Raw genomic sequence first — 19544 nt, forward strand, 5'->3', positions numbered from 1 at the left:
CGCGCAGTCGTCGGTAGGGGTCTGAAGTCCCCGCTGGACCCCCGCGGCGGTGGACGAATCGGACATCGTGAGTATGGTCGGAACCGAACTGCATACCCGAAGAAGTAGGAGCAGGCATGACCGACGACGCGGACAAGCTCTTTCGCCGCTACGACGAGTGGTGGACGGCGCTCTCGCCCGACGATCGAGCGCATGTCGAAAAGTGCTGCGAGTCCGGCCGCACCGACGAGCGCCTCTGTGCACTCATTCTCGAGCACAACGGCCCGTCGAAGGCGGCGTTCGAGGCGGGCAGCAAACTGTCCGTCGGCAACAGCAAGTACTGCGCGATCCCCAGCGCGCTGCTCGAATTTCTCGAGGCGAAGCGCGCACACCCACCACTCAGCTAGACGGTCGCCACAGCTCCAGTTCGGGGATTCCGGGTGGGGTGAATCCCATGACCTGCCCGTAGAACGACAGCTCCGATTCTCGGGCGTTCACCTGTGTTTCGAGTTTGCGGAATCCGTGGGACTCACCGGCGTACGTGAGGTAGGCGTGCGGTATCCCCTTCTCCACCATGGCGTCTCGGAATCGTTCGGCCTGCGAGGGCGGCACGATGGGATCGTCGAGACCCTGCAGCAGCAGTACCGGGCACGAGAGTCCGTCGACGTTGTTCACCGGCGCGCGGGTGCGATACAGATCGAGGGCCTCGGGCAGCGGCCCGATGAGCCCGTCGATGTAGCGGGACTCGAAATCGTGCGTCTCGGCGACGAACATCTCCAGTTCGGCGACGCCGAAGTACGAGGCACCGCAGGCGAATACGTCGGACGACGTGAGCGCGGCCAACACAGTCCAGCCACCTGCCGAACCACCTTCGACGGCCAGCCGGTTCGGGTCGGCGAGGCCGGCGTCGGCCAATCCACGGACCGCGGCGATGGTGTCTTCGACGTCGACCACGCCCCACTGCCCACGCAACCGGTTACGGTATTCGCGCCCGTACCCACTGGATCCGCCGTAGTTCACATCGACGACGCCGATGCCGCGGCTGGTGAAGTATGCGAACACCGGGTTCAACGCCGGCGCCACGTGTGCCGTAGGACCGCCGTGCACGAACGCGACGTACGGCGGTAGTTCGCCGTCGAGCCCCTCGTAGGACGGGTTACGTGGCGCGTACGCGATGGCATGCACTTCGCGATCCGGCCCCTGGAAGGTGACCTGACGCCCCGCGGGCAGGTATTCGACATCCGGTATCGACTCGAAACTCGAACGCACACTGCGTAATTCGCGGGTGTTCAGGTCGACTGCGAAAAGTCCCGACGGCACCTGAGCGCCGCCGCCCCGGAGCAGAACCGTCGATCCGAGCCGTCCCCCGAGCCCCACCGATGTCACTCCGTCGAGTTCGATGTCGTCGAGGGTGCCGGTGGCGGGGTCGAGAACGGCGAGCATATCCGTCCCGACGGTGCGAACGGTCAGCAGCCTGCCGTCGTCGAGGACGTCGTACCAGCGGGCTCCGAGTTGCCAGAGCGGGGCGCCGAAGTCTGCATCGAGGGTCGACATCGGCGTCGCTTTGCCGTCCAGCGTGACCGAATACAGGTTCCACCAACCACTTCGGTCGCTGATGACGTACAGCGACTCGTCGTCGATCCATTCCGGCTGCAACACCGATTCCTCGGTCGAACCCGCCAACACCGTCCACGACGACGGATCCGCCAGCGATGCGACCCGCAGTTCTGTTCCGTCCCAGGGCATCTGCGGGTGGTTCCAGGCGATCCACGCGATGCGGCTGCCATCGGGCGAAAGCCTGGGATAGGCAAGGAAGTTCGATCCCGAGACCAGCGAGCGCACTCCGCCGCCGCCGAGGTCGATCGCGACGATGTCTCGGGTGACAGCTCCGGCGTCGTGCGTCTCACGGACGGCGATCACGTCGGTCCCGACCACCCACAGCTCCCCGTACCGAATGCTCGACGCCACAGCCGGGGCCGGGGTGAGCGGTAGTGGTGCGTCGCCGGGGGTGAGTCGGTAGATGCGTTGATCGGAGAATTCCGCGAACACCAGATCGCCGTTCGGCGTTGCCGTCCATGCGCCGCCGCCGTATTCGTGAACGCGGGTGCGGGCATTGAACGGTGCCGGCAGGATCGCCTCGACCTGTCCATCGACGTGGCGGCAGATCGCGGTTCGGCCCTGTTCGGTGGGCCGGACCTCGGACCACCAGATTTCATGTCCGACGAATCGTCCACCCTCGACGGGGTGGCCGGCCGACGACAGGTCGGCTGCGGTGATGGGCGAGGGCCAGGATCCGTACGCGAGAGCGGTCACCTGCTCCACCCTAGTGAACTCCACACGCACGTAACGCGCTGTTCATCGCACCTTCAACCGCGACACAGATGATGGTGGGACGCAGCACGACGGAGAGATCATGCGCCGGACCACCACCCACTCCGTCGACCACGAGATTCTGACGTTCGGTCGTACCTGGCATGGGTACGGCGGCGGCAGTGCCGAGGACATCTACGTGGCGTTCGGGGTCGATGCGTCCACCTACTTCCGGCGACTCGAGCGCATCCTCGAATCCCCGGTGGCCGACGACCTGACTGCGAGCGAGCGAGCCGCGATGCTCGATATCTGCCGGCACCGCACCGACGGTCAGGGCTAGACCGGAGTCAGCAGCTCGGGGCTGTTGTTCTTCACACTGTTCACCGCGGTACTCACCTCGTAGGGCTCGAGCCGTGGCTCCGGTATCGCGGCCAGCAGCTCGGACACCTCGCCCAGGTCCGTCAGCGTCGGATCGAGCCAGCTCGCCCGTAGCTCCGGGGGCAGCACAACCGGTGAGCGATCGTGGATGTGCCCGAGGGCGTCCGCAGCAGGCGAGGTGAGCACGGTGGCCGACCAGACCCAGCGGTCCTCGTCGTCGTCGGCCTTGGTGGGGTCTCGCCACAGTTCGTACAGACCCGCCATCGCCAGCACGCCCTGCTCGTGCAGGAAATACGGCACTTTGGCACCGTCGCGCTTCTCCCACTCGTAGTACCCGTCGGCCGGAATGATGCAGCGCCGACGGCTTGCGGCCTTCTTGAACGACGGCTTCTCGGTGATCGTCTCGGACCTGGCGTTGATGAGCCGGGACCCGATCTTCGCGTCCTTCGCCCACGACGGAATCAATCCCCATCGCACCGAACGCAATTGGCGCACGGCGTCGGACTCGGGTTCGTCCTTGGGCGCGCGTTCGAGCACCGTCCTGATCGTCTGGGTCGGGGCCACGTTGTACGACGGCGGCACCTCGTCGCCCACTGTCTCGGCGATCTCGAAGACCGCCTGCAGGTCGCTGTCACTCCGGGTACTGGCATACCGTCCGCACATGGAACGAGATTGTTCCACCTGCCACCGACACGGCCCAGTGAAACAGCGGTGCCCGAACGATAACCTCGTGGATTCCCACGGCACTCACCTGGCACGATGTGACGGGTGAGCACTCCGCAGATCCACCCACAGCCGCGTTATCGCACGTTGCAGCAGTCGACCAAGCTGCAGAACGTGCTGTACGAGATCCGCGGACCGGTACACGCGCATGCGGCCCGGCTCGAGGCCGAGGGCCATCGCATCCTGAAGCTCAACATCGGCAATCCGGCTCCGTTCGGCTTCGAGGCTCCGGACGTGATCGTGCGAGACATGATCGCGGCGCTCCCGGTGGCTCAGGGCTACTCGGAGTCGAAGGGAATCCTGTCGGCTCGACGTGCCATCGTGACGCGCTACGAGCTCGAACCGGGCTTCCCCGATCTCGACGTCGACGACATCTACCTCGGTAACGGCGTCTCCGAGCTCATCACGATGACGATGCAGGCGCTGCTGGACGACGGCGACGAGGTCCTGATTCCGGCCCCGGACTACCCGTTGTGGACGGCGATGACGACGCTGTCCGGCGGCAAGGCGGTGCACTACATGTGTGACGAGGAGAACGGGTGGAATCCCGATCTCGCCGACATCGAGTCGAAGATCACTCCGAAGACCGTCGCGCTGCTGGTGATCAATCCCAACAATCCGACGGGTGCGGTGTACTCCAACAAGGTCCTGCAGGGCATCGTCGATCTGGCGCGCAAGCATCAGCTGCTGTTGCTCGCCGACGAGATCTACGACCGGATTCTCTACGACGACGCCGAGCACACCTCACTGGCGAGCCTGGCTCCGGATCTGCTGTGCCTGACGTACAACGGTCTGTCCAAGGCGTATCGCGTGGCCGGCTACCGTGCCGGATGGCTCGCGATCACCGGCCCGAAGAAGCACGCCGCGGGGTTCATCGAGGGTATCGACCTGCTCGCGTCGACGCGCCTGTGTCCCAATGTGCCTGCCCAACACGCCATTCAGGTTGCTCTGGGTGGGTATCAGAGCATCGAAGATCTGATCCTGCCCGGCGGGCGGCTGCTCGAGCAGCGAGATGTCGCGTGGGAGAAGCTCAACGCCATTCACGGGGTCTCGTGCGTCAAGCCGCGCGGTGCGCTGTACGCATTCCCGCGACTCGATCCCGAGGTGCACGAGATCTACGACGACGAGAAGCTCGTACAGGACTTGCTGTTGCAGGAGAAGATCCTGGTTGTGCAGGGCACCGGATTCAACTGGCCCGGGCACGATCACGTGCGGATCGTGACGCTGCCGTGGGCCCGCGATCTGGCCGTCGCGATCGAGAGGTTCGGCAACTTCCTGTCCTCGTACAAACAGTGAGGCTCGAAGTTACCGACAAGTAGTTGAAAGTGATGGACAAAACACCGGGGTGATCCCGCCTCCGCCGCGAATCATCTGTACATTGGCGGACGGCACTTCGGTGCCCGCGAGCCCTGGTCGTACCCATCCCCCCCGGGTCGATCAGGTGGTGGCGGGGGACGCCCCCCCTGCTCCCCGCCACCGAGCTCCTCGCATCGGCCGAGTACCCGGCCGGTAACGATCCGGCCCCGTACTAGCCTTGCACCGTGGAACCACACGGCACGCAACCCTCAGACGGCATCTCGCCGGGCTCCACTTCTCATGTGGGTCACGGTCACGGTCACGGCCACAGCGACTCCCCCGTGCCGTTGGGACCGGTGGCAGCCAAGGTCGTCGTCGGATTGCTGATCGCTATTGCCATAGCCGTCATCGCCGGGGCCTTCGCGCTCTGGCCCAGCAAACAGAGCATCGACATCCCGCTGCCGTTCCAGACCTCGGGTGGCGGTGCGGTGTCCACCGAGGCGGGCACCATCACCTCGCAGAGCATCGGGCCCTGCGGGAGTCCCGACGCAGGTCGAGCATTCACCGGCAACCCGACCCCTGCGGTCAACGACTCGTACGAATGTCAGCGCAGCATCGTCGACATCACCACCGGTGAGGACGCAGGCAAAAGGACGGTACTCGAGATCGCGCCGGGTCCCGGCCAACCGACTCTGAGCGCCGGTGAGGACATCCGGCTGGTTCTGCAGACAGACCCCTCCGGTGGAGTCCGATACTCCTTCAACGACTATTCCCGCGGGCTTCCGCTCGGGTTGATCGTCGGTGTGTTCGCCGTGGTCATCTGTGTCGTGGCCCGCTGGCGAGGATTCCGCGCGCTGGTGGGCCTGCTCATCGCGTTCGCCGTCCTCGTGGTGTTCATGCTGCCCGCGCTGCTCGACGGCGCTCCGGCCATTCCGGTCGCGCTGGTCGCCGGCGCGATCATTCTCTACGCCGTGCTGTATCTGGCGCACGGCGTGAATCTGCGCACCAGCTCGGCACTACTGGGCACGCTGACCTCGATGGGCCTGGCCGCAGTGCTGTCCTACGTCGCGATTCGGATGACGCACCTCACCGGGTTGTCGGAGGAACAGAACACCGCGGTGCAGACGTACATCGGCAATGTCAGCGTCACCGGTCTGCTGTTGGCCGGCTTCATCATCGGCTCGCTCGGTGTGCTCAACGACGTGACGATCACCCAGGCCTCGGCGGCCTTCGAGTTGGCATCGGTGGACGAGACGGCGTCGCGGCGCGAGATCTTCACCGCCGCGATGCGGGTGGGGCGCGATCACATCGCCAGTACCGTCTACACCCTGGTACTCGCGTACGCCGGTGGTGCGCTGCCGCTGCTACTGCTCTTCAGCGTCGCCGACCGGTCGATCCAAGACGTGTTGACCGGCGACGCGGTGGCGATCGAAATCGTGCGGTCATCCGTCGGTGGCGTCGCGCTGGCCCTGTCGGTACCGCTCACCACTGCCATCGCCGTCCTGCTGGCCCGGCCGCTCACCTCGTCGCGGATGCCCTCTTCGCCGCGGCAGGCCAAGCCCACGCGATCGCGGGGCTCGGGCCGCCACAGCGCGTAGAGCGGCTTCGCCGCATGTGAGTGGAAACTCGTAGCAGGCACCGATCTTTCGTGCACGTGCGGCGAAGCCGCTCGGTCAGGCGAACGCAGCCGCAACGGTCGCGGACAGCAGCTCACCCTCATGGGTGCTCAGGCCCGCTTTCAGACCGGGGTCCGCGGCGCAGGCGGCTTCCCAACCCTTGTCGGCCAGGGCAACCACGTAGGGCAGGGTGGCGTTGGTTAGCGCGTACGTCGAGGTACGGGGCACGGCTCCGGGCATGTTGGCCACGCAGTAGAAAACGGATTCGTGCACCTTGTAGGTGGGATCGGCGTGGGTGGTGGCCAACGAGTCCTCGAAGCAGCCGCCCTGATCGATGGCGATGTCGACCAGAACCGATCCCGGCTTCATGCGCTGAACCAGGCTGTTCGACACCAGCTTCGGCGCTTTCGCTCCGGGGACGAGTACGGCTCCGATGACCAGATCGGCGGCCAGCACGGCCTGTTCGAGTTCGTAAGCGTTCGACACCACTGTCTTGACGGCACCGCGGTACTGATCGTCGATCGCGCGCAGCGCTCGGACATCGAGATCCAGTACGGTGACGTCGGCGTGCATACCGAAAGCGATTGCGGTGGCGTTCTTTCCGGAGACGCCGGCTCCGATCACGACGACGTTGGCGGGACGCACTCCCGGTACGCCACCCATCAGTACGCCGCGGCCACCTTCACTCGACATCAGGTGGTAGGCACCGGCCTGCGGTGCCAAACGGCCGGCAACTTCGCTCATCGGCGCGAGCAGGGGCAGCGATCCGTCTGCGGCCGTGACGGTTTCGTAGGCAATGGACGTGGTGCCCGACGCCAGCAACGCGTCGGTGCAGGCCTTTGACGCCGCAAGATGCAGGTAGGTGAACAGCACCTGACCCTTGCGCAGGCGTGAATACTCCTCGGCGATGGGTTCTTTGACCTTGAGCAAGAGATCGGCCGCGTCCCAGACGGCAACCGCGTCGGTGAAAATTTGCGCGCCTGCGGCTTTGTAATCGGTATCGGTGAACGACGAACCGGCGCCGGCTTCGGTTTCGATGATCACTTCGTGTCCTCGCGAGACAAGTTCGTGCACGCCTGCCGGGGTGATGGCCACCCGGTATTCGTGGTTCTTGATCTCGCGTGGAATTCCGATTTTCATGACGTCCTCCTGCAGTGGCGGTGACCGAAGCGACGCTCCGTGGGTACGCCAACTATGAATTATGTGCGGAATTGCTACAATGGATGTGAACAAAATTCTGTATCGTCGGGCCATGGATGCAGATAGTTCATTTCAGCCGGTCGATGAGGGGGCTCGATCGAATGATGTTCGGTCCGTCGCCCTGGACCGAATCGACCACATTCTGCTCGACGAACTGCGTCGAGACGCACGCACACCGAACAATGCGCTGGCGGCCGCAGCAGGGATCGCGCCGTCCACTGCCCTCACCCGAGTTCGGGCGCTCGTCGAACGCGGCGTCATCCGCGGCTTCCACGCCGACATCGACCCCGAGGCCCTCGGGCAGGGCATTCAGGCCATGATCTCGGTTCGACTGCAAGCGGATGCTCGACGGCGGATCAGCGAATTCGGTTCGAAGATCGCGTCCCGCAAGGAGACGCTGAACATCTACTTCATTGCCGGGGCCGACGACTTCCTGGTGCATGTGGCGACGGTCGACACGGCCACCCTGCGCGATTTCGTCGTCGAGAATCTCAGTGCCGACCCTGCCGTCGCAGCGACCGAGACCATCTTGATCTTCGAGCACATCAGGCCGCGAAACACGAACGCGGACAAATAGAACCGATCAGGGTGCCGGCGGCACGATCGGGGGGAAGCCCGGCAACGTGAAGTCCGGGAAGCCCGGAATCAGCGGCGGCGGCTGCTGCGTCGTAACGGGCGGAACGGACTCGACCGGTGCCGGTGGCGGCTCGACCGTCGTGGTCTCGGTGGTCGTGACCGGCTGTTCCCACGTGGTTTCCGGCTGCTCGGTCGTCGGCTCCACAGTGGTGGTCGGTTCCGGCGCAGGCGGTGGCGGCAACAGAACGGGAGCAGGCGTCGTCGTCGGCACCGTCGTGACCACCGGAGTATCGGTTTGGTCGCGACTGACCGAGGTGTCCACTACCTGCGGAGAGTTCTGGTGGGTGAACATGAAGCCGGACACGGCGACCACCGCTGCCGCGCAGAACGCGAGCACTCCGCCGGTCCGCAGCCTGCGCCGTGCGCGAGTGCGATCGTCTTCACCGTCGTCGTCGTCGTAATCGGCGTCGAGCCAGTAGATGTTCTTCAGCTGGAACGGAACGGGCTTACCGTCCTCGACGGTGTCGACGGCGGCATCAGTGGCAGCATCGGTGGCGGATGCATGCAACACCGGCTGTACTGCAGGCGCTTCCACCGCGAGAGCAGAGACGTCACCCACGCCGTTCTCGGAAAACTCGTGCACCGCTATCGATTCCGACGAAGGCTGAGCCTCCACGGTCGACGGCTCAGGAATATCGGCGGGCGCGTCGGCGAACTTCGAGGATTCGAAACTGGTTGCTGCAGAAGCAGATTCGGTAATCGATGCGGCAGCGATCCACGGACGTGCGGGCACGGGACGAGTCGAGCTCGGCGTCGCCACCGGCGGTGCGGCATGCTGCGACTCCGAACGCGCGGGCATCATCGGCTCGGGCGCAGGTGGCACCACAGGCACAGGCGGTGCCACCGGAGCCGGCGGGACAACAGCGGCGCTGTCCGTGTGTCGACGTCTCGGCACGCTTGCCTGCGCGTCGCGCGCAGTACGGTCCGGAGCGGTTCTGGTGCGCGAATTCGGCCGCGCGGCCAATGCTGCTCCGCGTGCGGCCACCGTCTCGGGCTCGGTCGGGACAATCGAGGGCAGTTCGAGCAGTGGGCCCACGCGCTGCTGGACGATGGGCATGCGGGCACCACCACCGATCAACACGACCGCGTCGATCGGCACGTTGGCACCGATCATGACCTCGCGGGCGAACTCGATCGCCTCGTCGAGCAGGTCTGTGATCAGCAGTTCGAAATTCTCCCGAGACAGCAGGATCATCCCGCTCGCGTCGGGCAGGCACACGGCGTCCTGGGTGGACAGGCGTTCCTTGGCGATGCGGCAGCGCTTCTCGAACAGCGCAATGTCGGGGTCGGTCGCCGGCTTACCGAGGCGCTGGAGCTGATTGTTGCGCACGTAGGCGTCGATCAGATCACCGCTGTAGGAGCCGGAGCGCTGGGATGCCGTCACCGTGCGCGCCGTCAGGTCGACGACGCTGACCGTCAATCCGGAACTACCGAGGTCGAACAGGGCGACAGAGCCGGCACCTCGCGCCTCACCGGTGACGGCGAGGTATTCGATGACGGCCTCGACCTCGGGGACCAGGTGGTAGTTGTTCAGGTGAGCACCGGCGAAGGCGGCGCGCAGCGCATCGGCCTGACGCGGATCCCGGTAGGCGATGCCGGTGGACAGTTCGGGTTCGACCTCGGCAGCGGCACCGATCGATTCGGCGGCCAGGTGCGGGAGGTCCCCGGTGGCACTGTCGATCAGTTCGTTGCGGAAGAACAGTGGCCGCTCGACGTCGGTGACCAGGGCGGACGAGGTGTCGCCGGAGGCTCCGAACTGGTCGGCTCTGGGCTGCGCCGTGCGCACGGCTCGGGTCCCCATGGACACCCCAAGCAGCACAGTCACGATCGTCGGCCTCACTTCGTTCGGCGGTTTCGGTGAACGCCCCATCGGGAGTCCACCCGCACACGGTACCGTCTCGCGGCGAGCTGCACTAAAGGGTGCCTACGGGCCTGCTTGTTCGGCTTCGGTGTCGGTGAAGCCGAAACCGATGTCGGACGCCTCGCCGGGAGGCTGGTACATCTCACCGGTGTACGAATATTGCTCGACGTAGAGCTGCTCGTACGTCAGAGTGGTCGGTCCCGCCGCAGCCGGTTGGTCCGGTGGAGGCGTGTCGGTGACCGGGGGTGCGATCTCGGCGAGAGTCGCCTCGAAACCGGGGTCGGTATTGATCACGGATCTGGGCGCATTGTCGAAATCGGCGAAGAGCGCGAACATCAGCGCGACAACCACGACTCCGACCGACACCGCCACGGCACCGATCTTGAGTACCGCCTGCCGAGTCCACTGGCGGTCCGACAGGTAAGACATAGGAATCGCAGCGACCCCGCGACGGCCGACACCACGGACTCTGTGTGGCGATGGGTCTTCCCGAGCGAGTTCCGGTTCCGCTTCGGGTTGCGTCGTCGACTCGACCTCGGACGGCGACTCCGATTCCACTGCCTCCGCTACAGGCGACGGTTCCACTACCGGATCGGGGGCCTGCTTCGAGCCGATTTCGGCCCTGATCAGCGCGCCCTCGGCAACCGCCGACACCGAGTCGTGGACGGTGAGCGGCACCGGCCAGGTGGCGCGAACTCGCCGCTGGACGAGGGGGCTGTTGGCAACTCCTCCCAGCAACACGATCGCGTCGGGGGTCTGGGGACCGACCCACTCGATCATGTCGTCGATCAGTGGGGTGGCGACCGCCTCGAACTCGTCGCGTTCGAGGATCATCGGGCCGTTGTTGGGTGCGCGCACACCGGCCGACGTGGTCAGTAGCTCCCGAAGCTCTCGGAAGAACGTGCGATAGGACGCGACACCCTCGGGCCCTTCCGGTTCCGGCAGGATCCCCTTGGTCATCACCAGGCCCTGCACCACGTCGTCGAGGCGTTCGCCGCCGAACGACTCCGTTCGGTCGTGCCATTCGACGGTTTCTTCGGCGGTGTTCAGAACCAAGGCCGACGTTCCGCGTCTCCCGAGGTCGAGCACCAGCACGGTCGTCGCGTCGGCGAGGGTGTCGAGCGAACGCACGAACGCGAGCAGCGCGTAGTGCTCGTCGACCGTCTCGACGGATGCAGCCAGGCCTGCTGACGTCGGGAAATCCGTGTAGCGCAGGGTGCGAGCCTCGCGCCCGGTGATGACGACGGAGTCGAAGGGGCCGCGCGCTCCGATTCGGTCGGACAGGTCGTGCATCGCGCGGTCCGGATCGGTGAGCTCGAGATCGACGGACTCGACGACGCGGCGGTCACCATCGGTGTAGGCGATGCGCAGGGCGTCCGACTCCACGGCCACGCCGCAGACTGGTCCCATCGAGTGTTGTCCTTCGATTGCTTGCCGTATGAACAGACGATCGGAACCTATCGTACGCACGCTCGGTGTGGCCGAAACGAGCAAACGGGCCGAAAACCGACGTGCGGGACGTAGGTCACGAAACTTGCACTCGGTATGCGGTATCGGCTTCAAACAATCTGAGATATTGTTTACCCGGGTCTGGGGAGACTGCGGGTCGAAATATTTTCCGTCGGCCCGTACGACTTGCGAGGCCGCCCGGTCTCGCACCCAAGCGATCGGTGGAGGTCCGTCACGATGGAAACACTCAGTACGCAGTTCGACGCACGCATTCGGGACGTGCTGGACAAGCTCGGCAAGATGCCGGTCGCCGCGTCGGACATCGACTCTGCTTCCGACCTCTACGACAGTGGCTTGACCTCGCACGCGAGTGTCAACGTCATGATCGGCCTCGAGGACGAATTCGACATCGAATTCCCGGACTCGATGCTGCAGAAGTCCACGTTCGCGAGCATCGACGCGATCGCAGCTGCTGTCGCACAACTCGCAGGCTGACGACCATGACGGTCTCGTCCGACAGTCGCCCCGCGCAACTGCCCCTCACCGACGTCCTCAAGACCCTCCGCACGTTCGCGGCCGAGGTCGACCGCGAGGGCAGGTTTCCCGCCGAGTCCGTCGACGCTCTGCGCTCGGCAAATCTGTTCGCCGCCGCGATACCGACGGCGCTCGGCGGCGGTGGCCTGTCCCTCACCGAGCTCGCCCGGGTCGCACGCGATCTCGGTGCCGAATGTGCATCGACGGCAATGATTTTCGTCATGCACCAGTCTCAGATCCTGAGCATCGTCAGGCACGGCGGCACCCCCACATCCGACGCGTTGCTGCGCCGCATCGCAGCCGACCAACCGCTCGTCGCGTCGGCGACGACGGAGATCAACATCGGCGGCGACGTGCGTTCGAGCAGCTGCGCGGTCGAGTACGACGGAGACCGCATCCACCTGGCCAAGACCGCACCGGTGATTTCGTACGGCGAATACGCCGAGATCGTTCTCGCGACGGCGCGGCGCACGGTGGACAGCCCGCCGAGCGATCAGGTTCTGGTGGTGTGCCAGAAGCCCGACGTCACCCTCGAACGCACCAGCAACTGGGACACTCTCGGGTTTCGTGGCACCTGCAGCCCGGGCTTCCAGCTCGACGCCGTTGCCGACCGCTCGAGCATTCTGCGCGACAACTACGGCGAGATTTCCTCGCAGACAATGCTTCCGGTGGCCCATGTGCTGTGGGCCTCGGCCTGGCTCGGCATCGCCGACGCAGCCGTGTCCAAGTCCCGCAAGTTCGTCCGCAAGGCGGCGAGCAAGAGCCCCGGTGTCACTCCTCCCTCCGCCCTGCGGCTGGCCGAATTGTTCGTGGCCCACGAACAACTCGTCGACACCGTGTTCGGCGCAGCGGCGAAGTTCGAGGCCATCGCAGATTCCCCCGAGGAGCTCGGTTCCATCGGTTTCGCCGTCAAGATCAACAACGTCAAGGTGACGGCGTCGACTCTCGTCATCGACATCGTCGGCAAGGCGATGCAGATCTGCGGCATCTCCGGGTATCGAGAAGACGGCGACTTCAGCATCGGACGGCACCTCCGCGACGCGCACGGCTCGGCGATCATGGTCAGCAACGAACGCATCCTCGCGCACAACTCTCAACTCGCGCTTCTCTACAAAGGCAAATGATGACCCAGACACAGGACAAGACCTCCGAACTGGATTCGGCACGAAGCGAATTCAGGCAAGAGCTCGTCGACGCCGGCCTGCTGATCCCGTCGTCGGTACTCGGTCTGTACGGCCGGTCCGGCGAGTTCGAGGACATCATCGAATCGATCGACCGTCGGGTCGTGGCCGCGAGCGCGTCGGAACACGGAACGACTGTGCCCAGGTTCCGATTCCCGCCGGTCTTCCCGCGGGAAGCATTCGAGAAGACCGACTACATCGCGTCGTTCCCCAATCTCACCGGTGCCATCAACACGTTCGACGGCGACAACAAGGCCCATGCCGCGCTGCTCGCCGATCGGTCCGAGGGCAAGGACTGGGATCACCACCTCGAGTCGGCCGGGACGATGCTGGTGTCCGCGGCATGTCACCCGTCGTACTCGATGTTGCCGTCCGTACTCCCGTCCGGTGGGACGACGTACGACATCTACGGGTACTGCTTTCGGCACGAGCCTGCCGTCGACCCTGCTCGCATGCAGGCCTTCCGCATGCACGAGATCGTGCGGGTGGGCACTCCGGACGACGCCGTCGCCCACCGGGAGAGGTGGGTGCAGCGCGGCCTGGAGGTACTGGCCGATCTGGGTCTCGAGGCGGAAGCGGTGATCGCCAACGATCCGTTCTTCGGTCGGGCAGGTCGCATGCTCGCGGCCAATCAACGCAACGAGAACCTCAAGACCGAGCTGGTCGTGCGGCTGTACGGAGACCTGGACGACGGCACGGCCGTGGTCTCGTGCAACTGCCATCGCGATCACTTCGGCCACACCTTCGACATCAGCACCGCCGACGGCGAACCTGCACACAGTGCGTGCGTCGGCTTCGGCATGGAGCGTATTGCGCTGGCGCTGTTGCGGACCCACGGTATCGACCGCGACAAGTGGCCGAGGTCGCTTCGTTCGTGACGTCGGTAGCCGACGTCGATATCCCTACCAGCGATCGGAGCGCGCTGTGAACACCACGAATACGGCGACATCCGAGTCCGCCGACAACCGTACCGACGAGCTCGAACAGCTACTGATCACCGAGGCAGGCGTACCGGGCAGACAGTCCACCTGGTTCGGGTCGGCAACATCGCCGCTTCTCGGTGCCGTGCACGTTCCCGAGGGATCGGTTGCCCGCGGTGCCGTCGTACTGGCACCGCCGCTGGGCAAGGAGCAGGTCGACTCGTACCGCGGTCTGGTCCTCCTGGCTCAGCGCCTCTGCGCTCGAGGCCTGCTCGTACTGCGCTTCGACTACCCGGGAACGGGCGACTCGTCCGGTGCACAGGACGACGACGGCATCGTCGAGCAGTGGCAACGCAGCGTCGTCACGGCGGTCGATTTCGTTCGGCAGTGCGGTGTTCGCGATGTTGCGGTCGTGGGTCTGCGAGCCGGCTCGCTGCTCGCCGCATCCGTGGCGGATCGGTGCGGCCCTCTGACGGGAATGGTGTTCTGGGATCCGGTCGTCAGTGGCCGCTCGTATCTTCGGGAACAGCGCGCCCTGTATTCGATGACCGTCGCGCGAGACGACGAGTCGGACCCGCGAGTGTCCATCGTCGGCGCAGTCCTGCATGCCGGAGTGGCGGCAGAATTCTCGACCCTGGATTCGTCGAAGCTGGAACGGCTCGACTGCCCGGTACTGGTTGCCACCCGCAGTGAACGTGCCGACGCCACGCCTGTTCGCAGACTCGTGTCCGCGCAGCAGGCGGACGAGCATACACTCCGCAATCACGACGCATTCCTCGAGCCACCCGCCTGGGACGTGGTCATTCCGCGTCCGGACATCGACGTGATCGCGCGCTGGGTACAGGCAACGTTCGCGTCGACGACCACGCCGGTCACCGTTCCGATTCGACGTTCAGCCGTGGTCTCGACTCCCCGGGGCGACGTCGTCGAAACCATCGAGCGGCTCGGTGACGACGAGCTGTTCTCCATCCGCACCACCGCGGTGGCCACGACGGCCGGCGGTCCTGCTGTGGTCATGTACGGCACCGCGTACGAGCACCGGGTCGGACCGGTACGGCTGTGGGTCGAGTTGGCCCGCACCCTCGCGACGGCGGGCATCACCTCGGTCCGTTTCGACCGTCGCGGTACCGGAGAGAGTGGAGACGTCGGTGCCGACGACGCACCCACGCTCTACAGCGAACTCGGCGACGACGACGCACTGTGCGCCGTCCGATCCGTGGGAACAGCGCCCGACAAGATCGTCTCGGCAGGTCTGTGCTCGGGTGCGTGGTACGCCGGTTACGCCGCCCACCGCGAGGGCCTGAACACCGCAATCCTGATCAATATGCGCGAATGGACAACGCGGCGTGTCGATTTCACCAAGAGATCCACGATCGCCCAGAAGCAGGGATTGACCGCGATCGCACTCGACCGCGCACACACGGCCGCCGTTCGCTTCAAGAACTGGTCGCAACCCCGGATGCCGTACCGACTGTGGCTCGCGCTCGGCCGTCGTGGCTGGATCCAGGTTCCCGAAATCTCGTTGGGAGAACTGCAGCGCAAGGGAGTCGACGCGTCCGTGCTGCTCGTCCCGGACGACAAGCAGTGGTTCCTCGACAACCGCGGCCCCGAGAGCCTGCATCGGTTGCGCCGCCGGGCCGAGCCCGCGCACCCACCCGTGGTGAAGGCGTTCACGGACGGAGATCACACCCTCTTCGGACGCGATGTTCGCGACACGGTCAGGGCCGAGATGCTGCAGACGATCGGTGCTGCGCTCGGAGTCCACATCGAACCGCAGGACCCACCTGTGAAGGTGAACTGGACGCCGTTGTGAAACATCGCGCTCGCCGGGTACCCCCGCCCGATCACGGCCGACTCGACAAGATCACCTACTACCCCGTCGAGCAGGTCCGATGGGACATGGGCTTCAACAGCCGCACCGTGCCTTTTCACGCGGTGCCGCCCGAGTTCGCGGTCGCGGCGTCGCAACCCCCCGGACAGCTGTCTGCGGCCGATTCGATCCCCGACGGGGACCCGATGTTCACCGCGGCCGAGGCGTCGGGCACGGCGGTTGCAGGCTCCAAGCCCGCCGGCCGCAATCTCGCACTGAACTCGTTCGCGATGATGTTCTCCACCATTGCCACCGGCGCGCTCGGTCTGGCCTTCTGGGCCGTGGCGGGCCGGCTGTTCCCCGTCGAAGAAGTCGGCAGTGCATCGGCGGTGATCGCGTCGGCGGTGATGATCGCGACGCTGTCCAACCTGAGCCTCGGCTCGATGTACGAGCGGTTCCTGCCGACCGCGGGTGTGAAGGCCAAGTCCTACGTGCTTCGCGGCTACGCCGCCGTGCTGTCGCTGGCACTGGTCCTGGGATGCGCGTTCTTGGTCGTGGCCCCGGTGGACGAGTTGTTCACCACCACGACCGAGATCGCGACGTTCCCGATTTTCGTCGGCGTACTGGCCGTGTTCGCGCTGCAGGATCAGACGTCGTCCGGGCTGGGCTTCGCGCGGTGGGCGGCGGCCAAGAATGTCTTCCACGCGGTCGTGAAGTTGGCGGTCCTGGCCGTCACGTACGAAACCGGCCGTAGTTTCACCATCATCGCGGCGTGGGCGGTACCGGCGGCCATCGCGGCGATAGTGCTGTTTCGCGCGTTCGGGAAGAAGCTCGGCACCGATCCGCGTTACCAGCTCACACCGAACCTGCCGCCCCGTAAAGAGCTGTGGTCGTACTTCGGGTCGGCGTACGGCATCACTGCCCTGGGAACCTTGGCACCCCTGATGATCCCGATCATCGTGGTGAGCACGCTCGGTGCCGAACAGAATGCCTACTTCTCGCTCACCTGGTCCATCGTGAGCGCCATCTACGTGTTGATCGGGGTACTGGTCGGCCCGTTCGTGGCGGAGGCGGCTGCACATCCCGAACAGTTCTCCAAGCTCGCCAAACGCTTCATCGGCCTGCTGTGCATCGTCGCCGTGGGCGGATCGTTCTTTCTGGCGGTCGTCGCACCGTTCGGACTCGGTATCGTCGGCCCCGACTACCGCGAGAACGGGACCATCATCGTCCATCTCGCTGCCGTCACCATCCCGCTGTCCGTCGTCGGGGCCCTGTACGACGGTCTGGCCAGGGTCCGTCGTCGTATGCGGCTTGCGGTGCTCGTCCAGATCGCGGCCACCATCATCATCGTCACCGGGTCGCTGACGTTGTCACCGAGCTTGGGCATCGCGGGCATCGGCTGGTCTTATCTGGCGGCTGAAGCCTTCGGTGCCGTGGTTCTGTTGGTGCCCCTCATCAGGTGGATCGGGGACCTGTCCGGCGGCGCTGGTGCCGAGCATGCCGCGCCGGCTCTCGATCCGCGCGACGAATCCACGTCGCAGGCGACGGGTCGTGAGCACAGCGTACGAGCGTAACCGACATCACTCTCGTTAGCTGGCACCGCAAACATTCTTCGAGTACGTTTATACGCAGCTTGACAATCTCATGGCTTCTTTTAAGCTTCTAGTCAGGAAAAGACAGTGGGTTCGACGGGTAGATCAATCCCGCCGAAACCTACGTGCGAACTCGGCGGGGGTCGTGTCGCATCGGTCAGATACAGCTGCAGTAGCTCGATCAGCTAGTGCCCACCGAACTCGAACATCTGGAATGGATATGTTGAATCGTCAGAATCCCCGCGTCAGTGTCGTCATCCCGACTCTCAACGAGGCCGCGAACCTTCGCCATGTCCTCCCCTTGCTGTCCCACGAATTCGAGCTCGTACTGGTCGACGGCGGATCCACCGACGGAACCATCGAAGCCGCACGCGAGATTCGCAGCGACATCCGCGTCATTCAACAGACCCGCAAGGGTAAGGGCAACGCGCTCGCTTGCGGCTTCGAAGCTGCCACCGGCGACATCATCGTCATGTTCGACGCGGACGGCTCTGCCGACGCGGCCGAGATCCCCCGGTTCGTCGATGCCCTGATCGCCGGTGCCGACTTCGCCAAGGGCAGCCGGTTCTGCGAGGGCGGCGGCAGCCACGACATCACGCCGCTGCGCCGCGCCGGCAACGGTGGTCTGCACCTGGTGGCCAACACGCTCTTCGGCACCCGTTTCTCGGATCTGTGCTACGGCTACAACGCCTTCTGGCGAGACCTGGTGCCGGTCCTGGATCTGCCCGTGGTCGATCAGCCGGGCAGCGAGGGAATGATGCTGTGGGGTGACGGATTCGAGATCGAGACCATCATCAACTGCCGCTTCGCCGAGGCGTCCGTACGGATCGAAGAAGTGCCGAGTGTCGAGCTGGCGCGCATCTACGGCCAGAGCAACCTACGCACCTTCTCCGACGGCTTCCGGGTGCTGCGCACCTTGATGACCGAGCGCATGCGTGCCCGCAGAATCTCCCGCAAGCACATCGCTCGCCCGTCGCGTGAGTCGATCGATGCCCGCACCGACATGGACCTCGAGTTCGAGGTCATGGAGTCGTTCGGCGAGGTCATCGAGCTCCGCGAGAGAACGGCGTGAGTCTGCCGACTTCCTCGGTCGTCATCTGCGCGTACACGTTGGCTCGATGGTCCGAACTGTGCACTGCCGTGCGTGCCGTTCTCGATCAGAGCGTCGCTGCCGACGAGCTGATTCTCGTCGTCGACAACAATCAGCAGTTGGCCGAGCGCGCTCGAGCGGAATTCCTGCCGCTGAGCGAGACCGTGAACGTGGTCGAGAACAGCCACCCACGAGGACTGTCGGGGGCACGGAACACCTCCCTCGACCTCGCCACGGGTGACATCGTCGTCTTCTTGGACGACGACGCGTCCCCACGCACGACCGAATGGCTCGACGCCATTCTGTCCCATTACTCGGATGATGCCGTGTACGCCGTTGGGGGCTCTGCATACCCGGTATGGCCGGACAAGCGTCCGGCCTTCTTACCGGCCGAGGTAGTGGGTGAACCCGGCGAACTCGATTGGGTCGTCGGGTGCACCTACCGCGGGCAGCCGACGGAAACCGCTCAGGTCCGTAATCTCATGGGCGCGAACATGTCTTTCCGCCGCGCGCCGGTCGTCGAACTCGGCGGCTTCGTCTCCGGAATCGGCCGGATCGGACGCGTTCCGCTCGGGTGCGAGGAGACGGAACTGTGTATTCGCCTGCGCCAGACGCATCCCGACGCGCAGATCGTGTTCGATCCCTCGATCGTCGTCGATCACACCGTCAGTGCCGATCGGACGCGACCCCGCTACCTCATCACCCGCAGCTACGCCGAGGGCGTGTCCAAGGCAGCGATCGCCCGACTGATCGGTGCGGGCGACGCACTCTCGTCCGAGCGTGCGTACACCGCCAAGGTTCTCCCGCGTGCCGTCGGCCGTGAGACGAGCGCGGCTGCTCGCGGCAACCCGGCGCGGGCGTGGGGCGCAATGGCTGTGGTGGCCAGCGTCGGTGCTGCGGGAGTCGGTTATGTCCGAGGCAAATTCAGCGTGAGCCGCTAGCGGCACGTGCACGAAACTTCGTAGCCCA

At 65.2% G+C, this 19544-nt stretch carries 17 protein-coding genes; 12 read left to right on the forward strand and 5 right to left on the reverse strand.

What is annotated here, in order from left to right; genetic code table 11:
• Positions 1-116: 116 nt before the first annotated feature.
• Positions 117-386: a hypothetical protein gene (locus J1M81_RS05840; protein WP_032386491.1), complete on the forward strand. Its 270-nt coding sequence runs from the start codon at positions 117-119 to the stop codon at positions 384-386.
• On the opposite strand, the gene J1M81_RS05845 is transcribed toward J1M81_RS05840, so the two are convergent.
• Complete coding sequence (locus tag J1M81_RS05845; RefSeq protein WP_206497715.1) at positions 379-2292, reverse strand: prolyl oligopeptidase family serine peptidase; 1914 nt, start codon at positions 2290-2292, stop codon at positions 379-381. The two genes, J1M81_RS05840 and J1M81_RS05845, sit on opposite strands and share 8 nt — an antisense overlap.
• Before the next feature lie 100 nt (positions 2293-2392).
• Between J1M81_RS05845 and J1M81_RS05850 the strand changes: the two genes are divergently transcribed.
• On the forward strand, positions 2393-2629 hold the full coding sequence (locus J1M81_RS05850) for a DUF3263 domain-containing protein (protein ID WP_027495637.1): 237 nt from the start codon (positions 2393-2395) through the stop codon (positions 2627-2629).
• On the opposite strand, the gene J1M81_RS05855 is transcribed toward J1M81_RS05850, so the two are convergent.
• Entirely contained in the window at positions 2626-3330 is a 705-nt protein-coding gene (locus tag J1M81_RS05855; RefSeq protein ID WP_206497716.1) for an SOS response-associated peptidase, read from the reverse strand. The two genes, J1M81_RS05850 and J1M81_RS05855, sit on opposite strands and share 4 nt — an antisense overlap.
• Positions 3331-3435: 105 nt before the next feature.
• Between J1M81_RS05855 and J1M81_RS05860 the strand changes: the two genes are divergently transcribed.
• Positions 3436-4686 (forward strand): pyridoxal phosphate-dependent aminotransferase, encoded by a 1251-nt coding sequence (locus J1M81_RS05860; protein ID WP_206497717.1) that lies wholly within the window; start codon positions 3436-3438, stop codon positions 4684-4686.
• Positions 4687-4931: 245 nt separating this feature from the next.
• The gene (locus J1M81_RS05865) at positions 4932-6284 is read left to right on the forward strand and encodes a YibE/F family protein (protein ID WP_283348196.1); all 1353 of its coding nucleotides are present in this window, start codon (positions 4932-4934) and stop codon (positions 6282-6284) included.
• Between the two features lie 75 nt (positions 6285-6359).
• On the opposite strand, the gene ald is transcribed toward J1M81_RS05865, so the two are convergent.
• Positions 6360-7442 (reverse strand): alanine dehydrogenase, encoded by a 1083-nt coding sequence (gene ald, locus J1M81_RS05870; protein WP_032400372.1) that lies wholly within the window; start codon positions 7440-7442, stop codon positions 6360-6362.
• A 112-nt stretch (positions 7443-7554) separates the two neighbouring features.
• Between ald and J1M81_RS05875 the strand changes: the two genes are divergently transcribed.
• Positions 7555-8079 carry an Lrp/AsnC family transcriptional regulator gene (locus J1M81_RS05875; RefSeq protein WP_027495632.1) on the forward strand — a complete coding sequence of 175 codons (525 nt, stop codon included), beginning with the start codon at positions 7555-7557 and terminating at the stop codon, positions 8077-8079.
• 6 nt (positions 8080-8085) lie between these two features.
• On the opposite strand, the gene J1M81_RS05880 is transcribed toward J1M81_RS05875, so the two are convergent.
• Both J1M81_RS05880 and J1M81_RS05885 read right to left on the reverse strand, forming a co-directional pair.
• Positions 8086-9963, reverse strand: coding sequence for an Hsp70 family protein (locus J1M81_RS05880; protein ID WP_206497718.1), 1878 nt, complete (start codon positions 9961-9963; stop codon positions 8086-8088).
• A 99-nt stretch (positions 9964-10062) separates the two neighbouring features.
• Positions 10063-11409: a hypothetical protein gene (locus J1M81_RS05885; protein ID WP_206497719.1), complete on the reverse strand. Its 1347-nt coding sequence runs from the start codon at positions 11407-11409 to the stop codon at positions 10063-10065.
• Positions 11410-11685: 276 nt separating this feature from the next.
• On the opposite strand from J1M81_RS05885, the gene J1M81_RS05890 reads away from it, so the two are divergent.
• From J1M81_RS05890 to J1M81_RS05920, 7 genes are all read left to right on the forward strand, one after another.
• Positions 11686-11943 carry an acyl carrier protein gene (locus J1M81_RS05890; protein WP_027495629.1) on the forward strand — a complete coding sequence of 86 codons (258 nt, stop codon included), beginning with the start codon at positions 11686-11688 and terminating at the stop codon, positions 11941-11943.
• Between the two features lie 5 nt (positions 11944-11948).
• Positions 11949-13106, forward strand: coding sequence for an acyl-CoA dehydrogenase family protein (locus J1M81_RS05895; RefSeq protein ID WP_027495628.1), 1158 nt, complete (start codon positions 11949-11951; stop codon positions 13104-13106).
• Positions 13103-14041, forward strand: a complete 939-nt coding sequence (locus tag J1M81_RS05900) for an amino acid--[acyl-carrier-protein] ligase (protein WP_057473569.1) — start codon at positions 13103-13105, stop codon at positions 14039-14041. Before J1M81_RS05895 ends, J1M81_RS05900 begins: the two co-directional genes overlap by 4 nt.
• Positions 14042-14087: 46 nt before the next feature.
• Positions 14088-15896 (forward strand): alpha/beta hydrolase, encoded by a 1809-nt coding sequence (locus J1M81_RS05905; RefSeq protein WP_206497720.1) that lies wholly within the window; start codon positions 14088-14090, stop codon positions 15894-15896.
• Positions 15893-17467 (forward strand): lipopolysaccharide biosynthesis protein, encoded by a 1575-nt coding sequence (locus tag J1M81_RS05910; protein ID WP_052057068.1) that lies wholly within the window; start codon positions 15893-15895, stop codon positions 17465-17467. The genes J1M81_RS05905 and J1M81_RS05910 overlap by 4 nt, the downstream gene beginning before the upstream one ends.
• 238 nt (positions 17468-17705) lie before the next feature.
• On the forward strand, positions 17706-18557 hold the full coding sequence (locus tag J1M81_RS05915) for a glycosyltransferase family 2 protein (RefSeq protein WP_032372043.1): 852 nt from the start codon (positions 17706-17708) through the stop codon (positions 18555-18557).
• Positions 18554-19516, forward strand: coding sequence for a glycosyltransferase family 2 protein (locus J1M81_RS05920; RefSeq protein ID WP_206497721.1), 963 nt, complete (start codon positions 18554-18556; stop codon positions 19514-19516). The genes J1M81_RS05915 and J1M81_RS05920 overlap by 4 nt, the downstream gene beginning before the upstream one ends.
• Positions 19517-19544: the final 28 nt, after the last annotated feature.

This window comes from Rhodococcus sp. KRD175 (genome assembly GCF_017168275.1).
GTDB classification, from domain to species: Bacteria; Actinomycetota; Actinomycetes; order Mycobacteriales; family Mycobacteriaceae; genus Rhodococcoides; species Rhodococcoides fascians.

What these genes read in the sequence shown, in the direction of transcription:
- J1M81_RS05840 (WP_032386491.1), top strand. Translation starts at nt 117, where the DNA reads ATGACCGACGACGCGGACAAGCTCTTTCGCCGCTACGACGAGTGGTGG.
- J1M81_RS05850 (WP_027495637.1), top strand. Translation starts at nt 2,393, where the DNA reads ATGCGCCGGACCACCACCCACTCCGTCGACCACGAGATTCTGACGTTC.
- J1M81_RS05855 (WP_206497716.1), bottom strand. Translation starts at nt 3,330, where the DNA reads ATGTGCGGACGGTATGCCAGTACCCGGAGTGACAGCGACCTGCAGGCG.
- ald (WP_032400372.1), bottom strand. Translation starts at nt 7,442, where the DNA reads ATGAAAATCGGAATTCCACGCGAGATCAAGAACCACGAATACCGGGTG.
- J1M81_RS05875 (WP_027495632.1), top strand. Translation starts at nt 7,555, where the DNA reads ATGGATGCAGATAGTTCATTTCAGCCGGTCGATGAGGGGGCTCGATCG.
- J1M81_RS05885 (WP_206497719.1), bottom strand. Translation starts at nt 11,409, where the DNA reads ATGGGACCAGTCTGCGGCGTGGCCGTGGAGTCGGACGCCCTGCGCATC.
- J1M81_RS05890 (WP_027495629.1), top strand. Translation starts at nt 11,686, where the DNA reads ATGGAAACACTCAGTACGCAGTTCGACGCACGCATTCGGGACGTGCTG.
- J1M81_RS05895 (WP_027495628.1), top strand. Translation starts at nt 11,949, where the DNA reads ATGACGGTCTCGTCCGACAGTCGCCCCGCGCAACTGCCCCTCACCGAC.
- J1M81_RS05900 (WP_057473569.1), top strand. Translation starts at nt 13,103, where the DNA reads ATGATGACCCAGACACAGGACAAGACCTCCGAACTGGATTCGGCACGA.
- J1M81_RS05915 (WP_032372043.1), top strand. Translation starts at nt 17,706, where the DNA reads ATGTTGAATCGTCAGAATCCCCGCGTCAGTGTCGTCATCCCGACTCTC.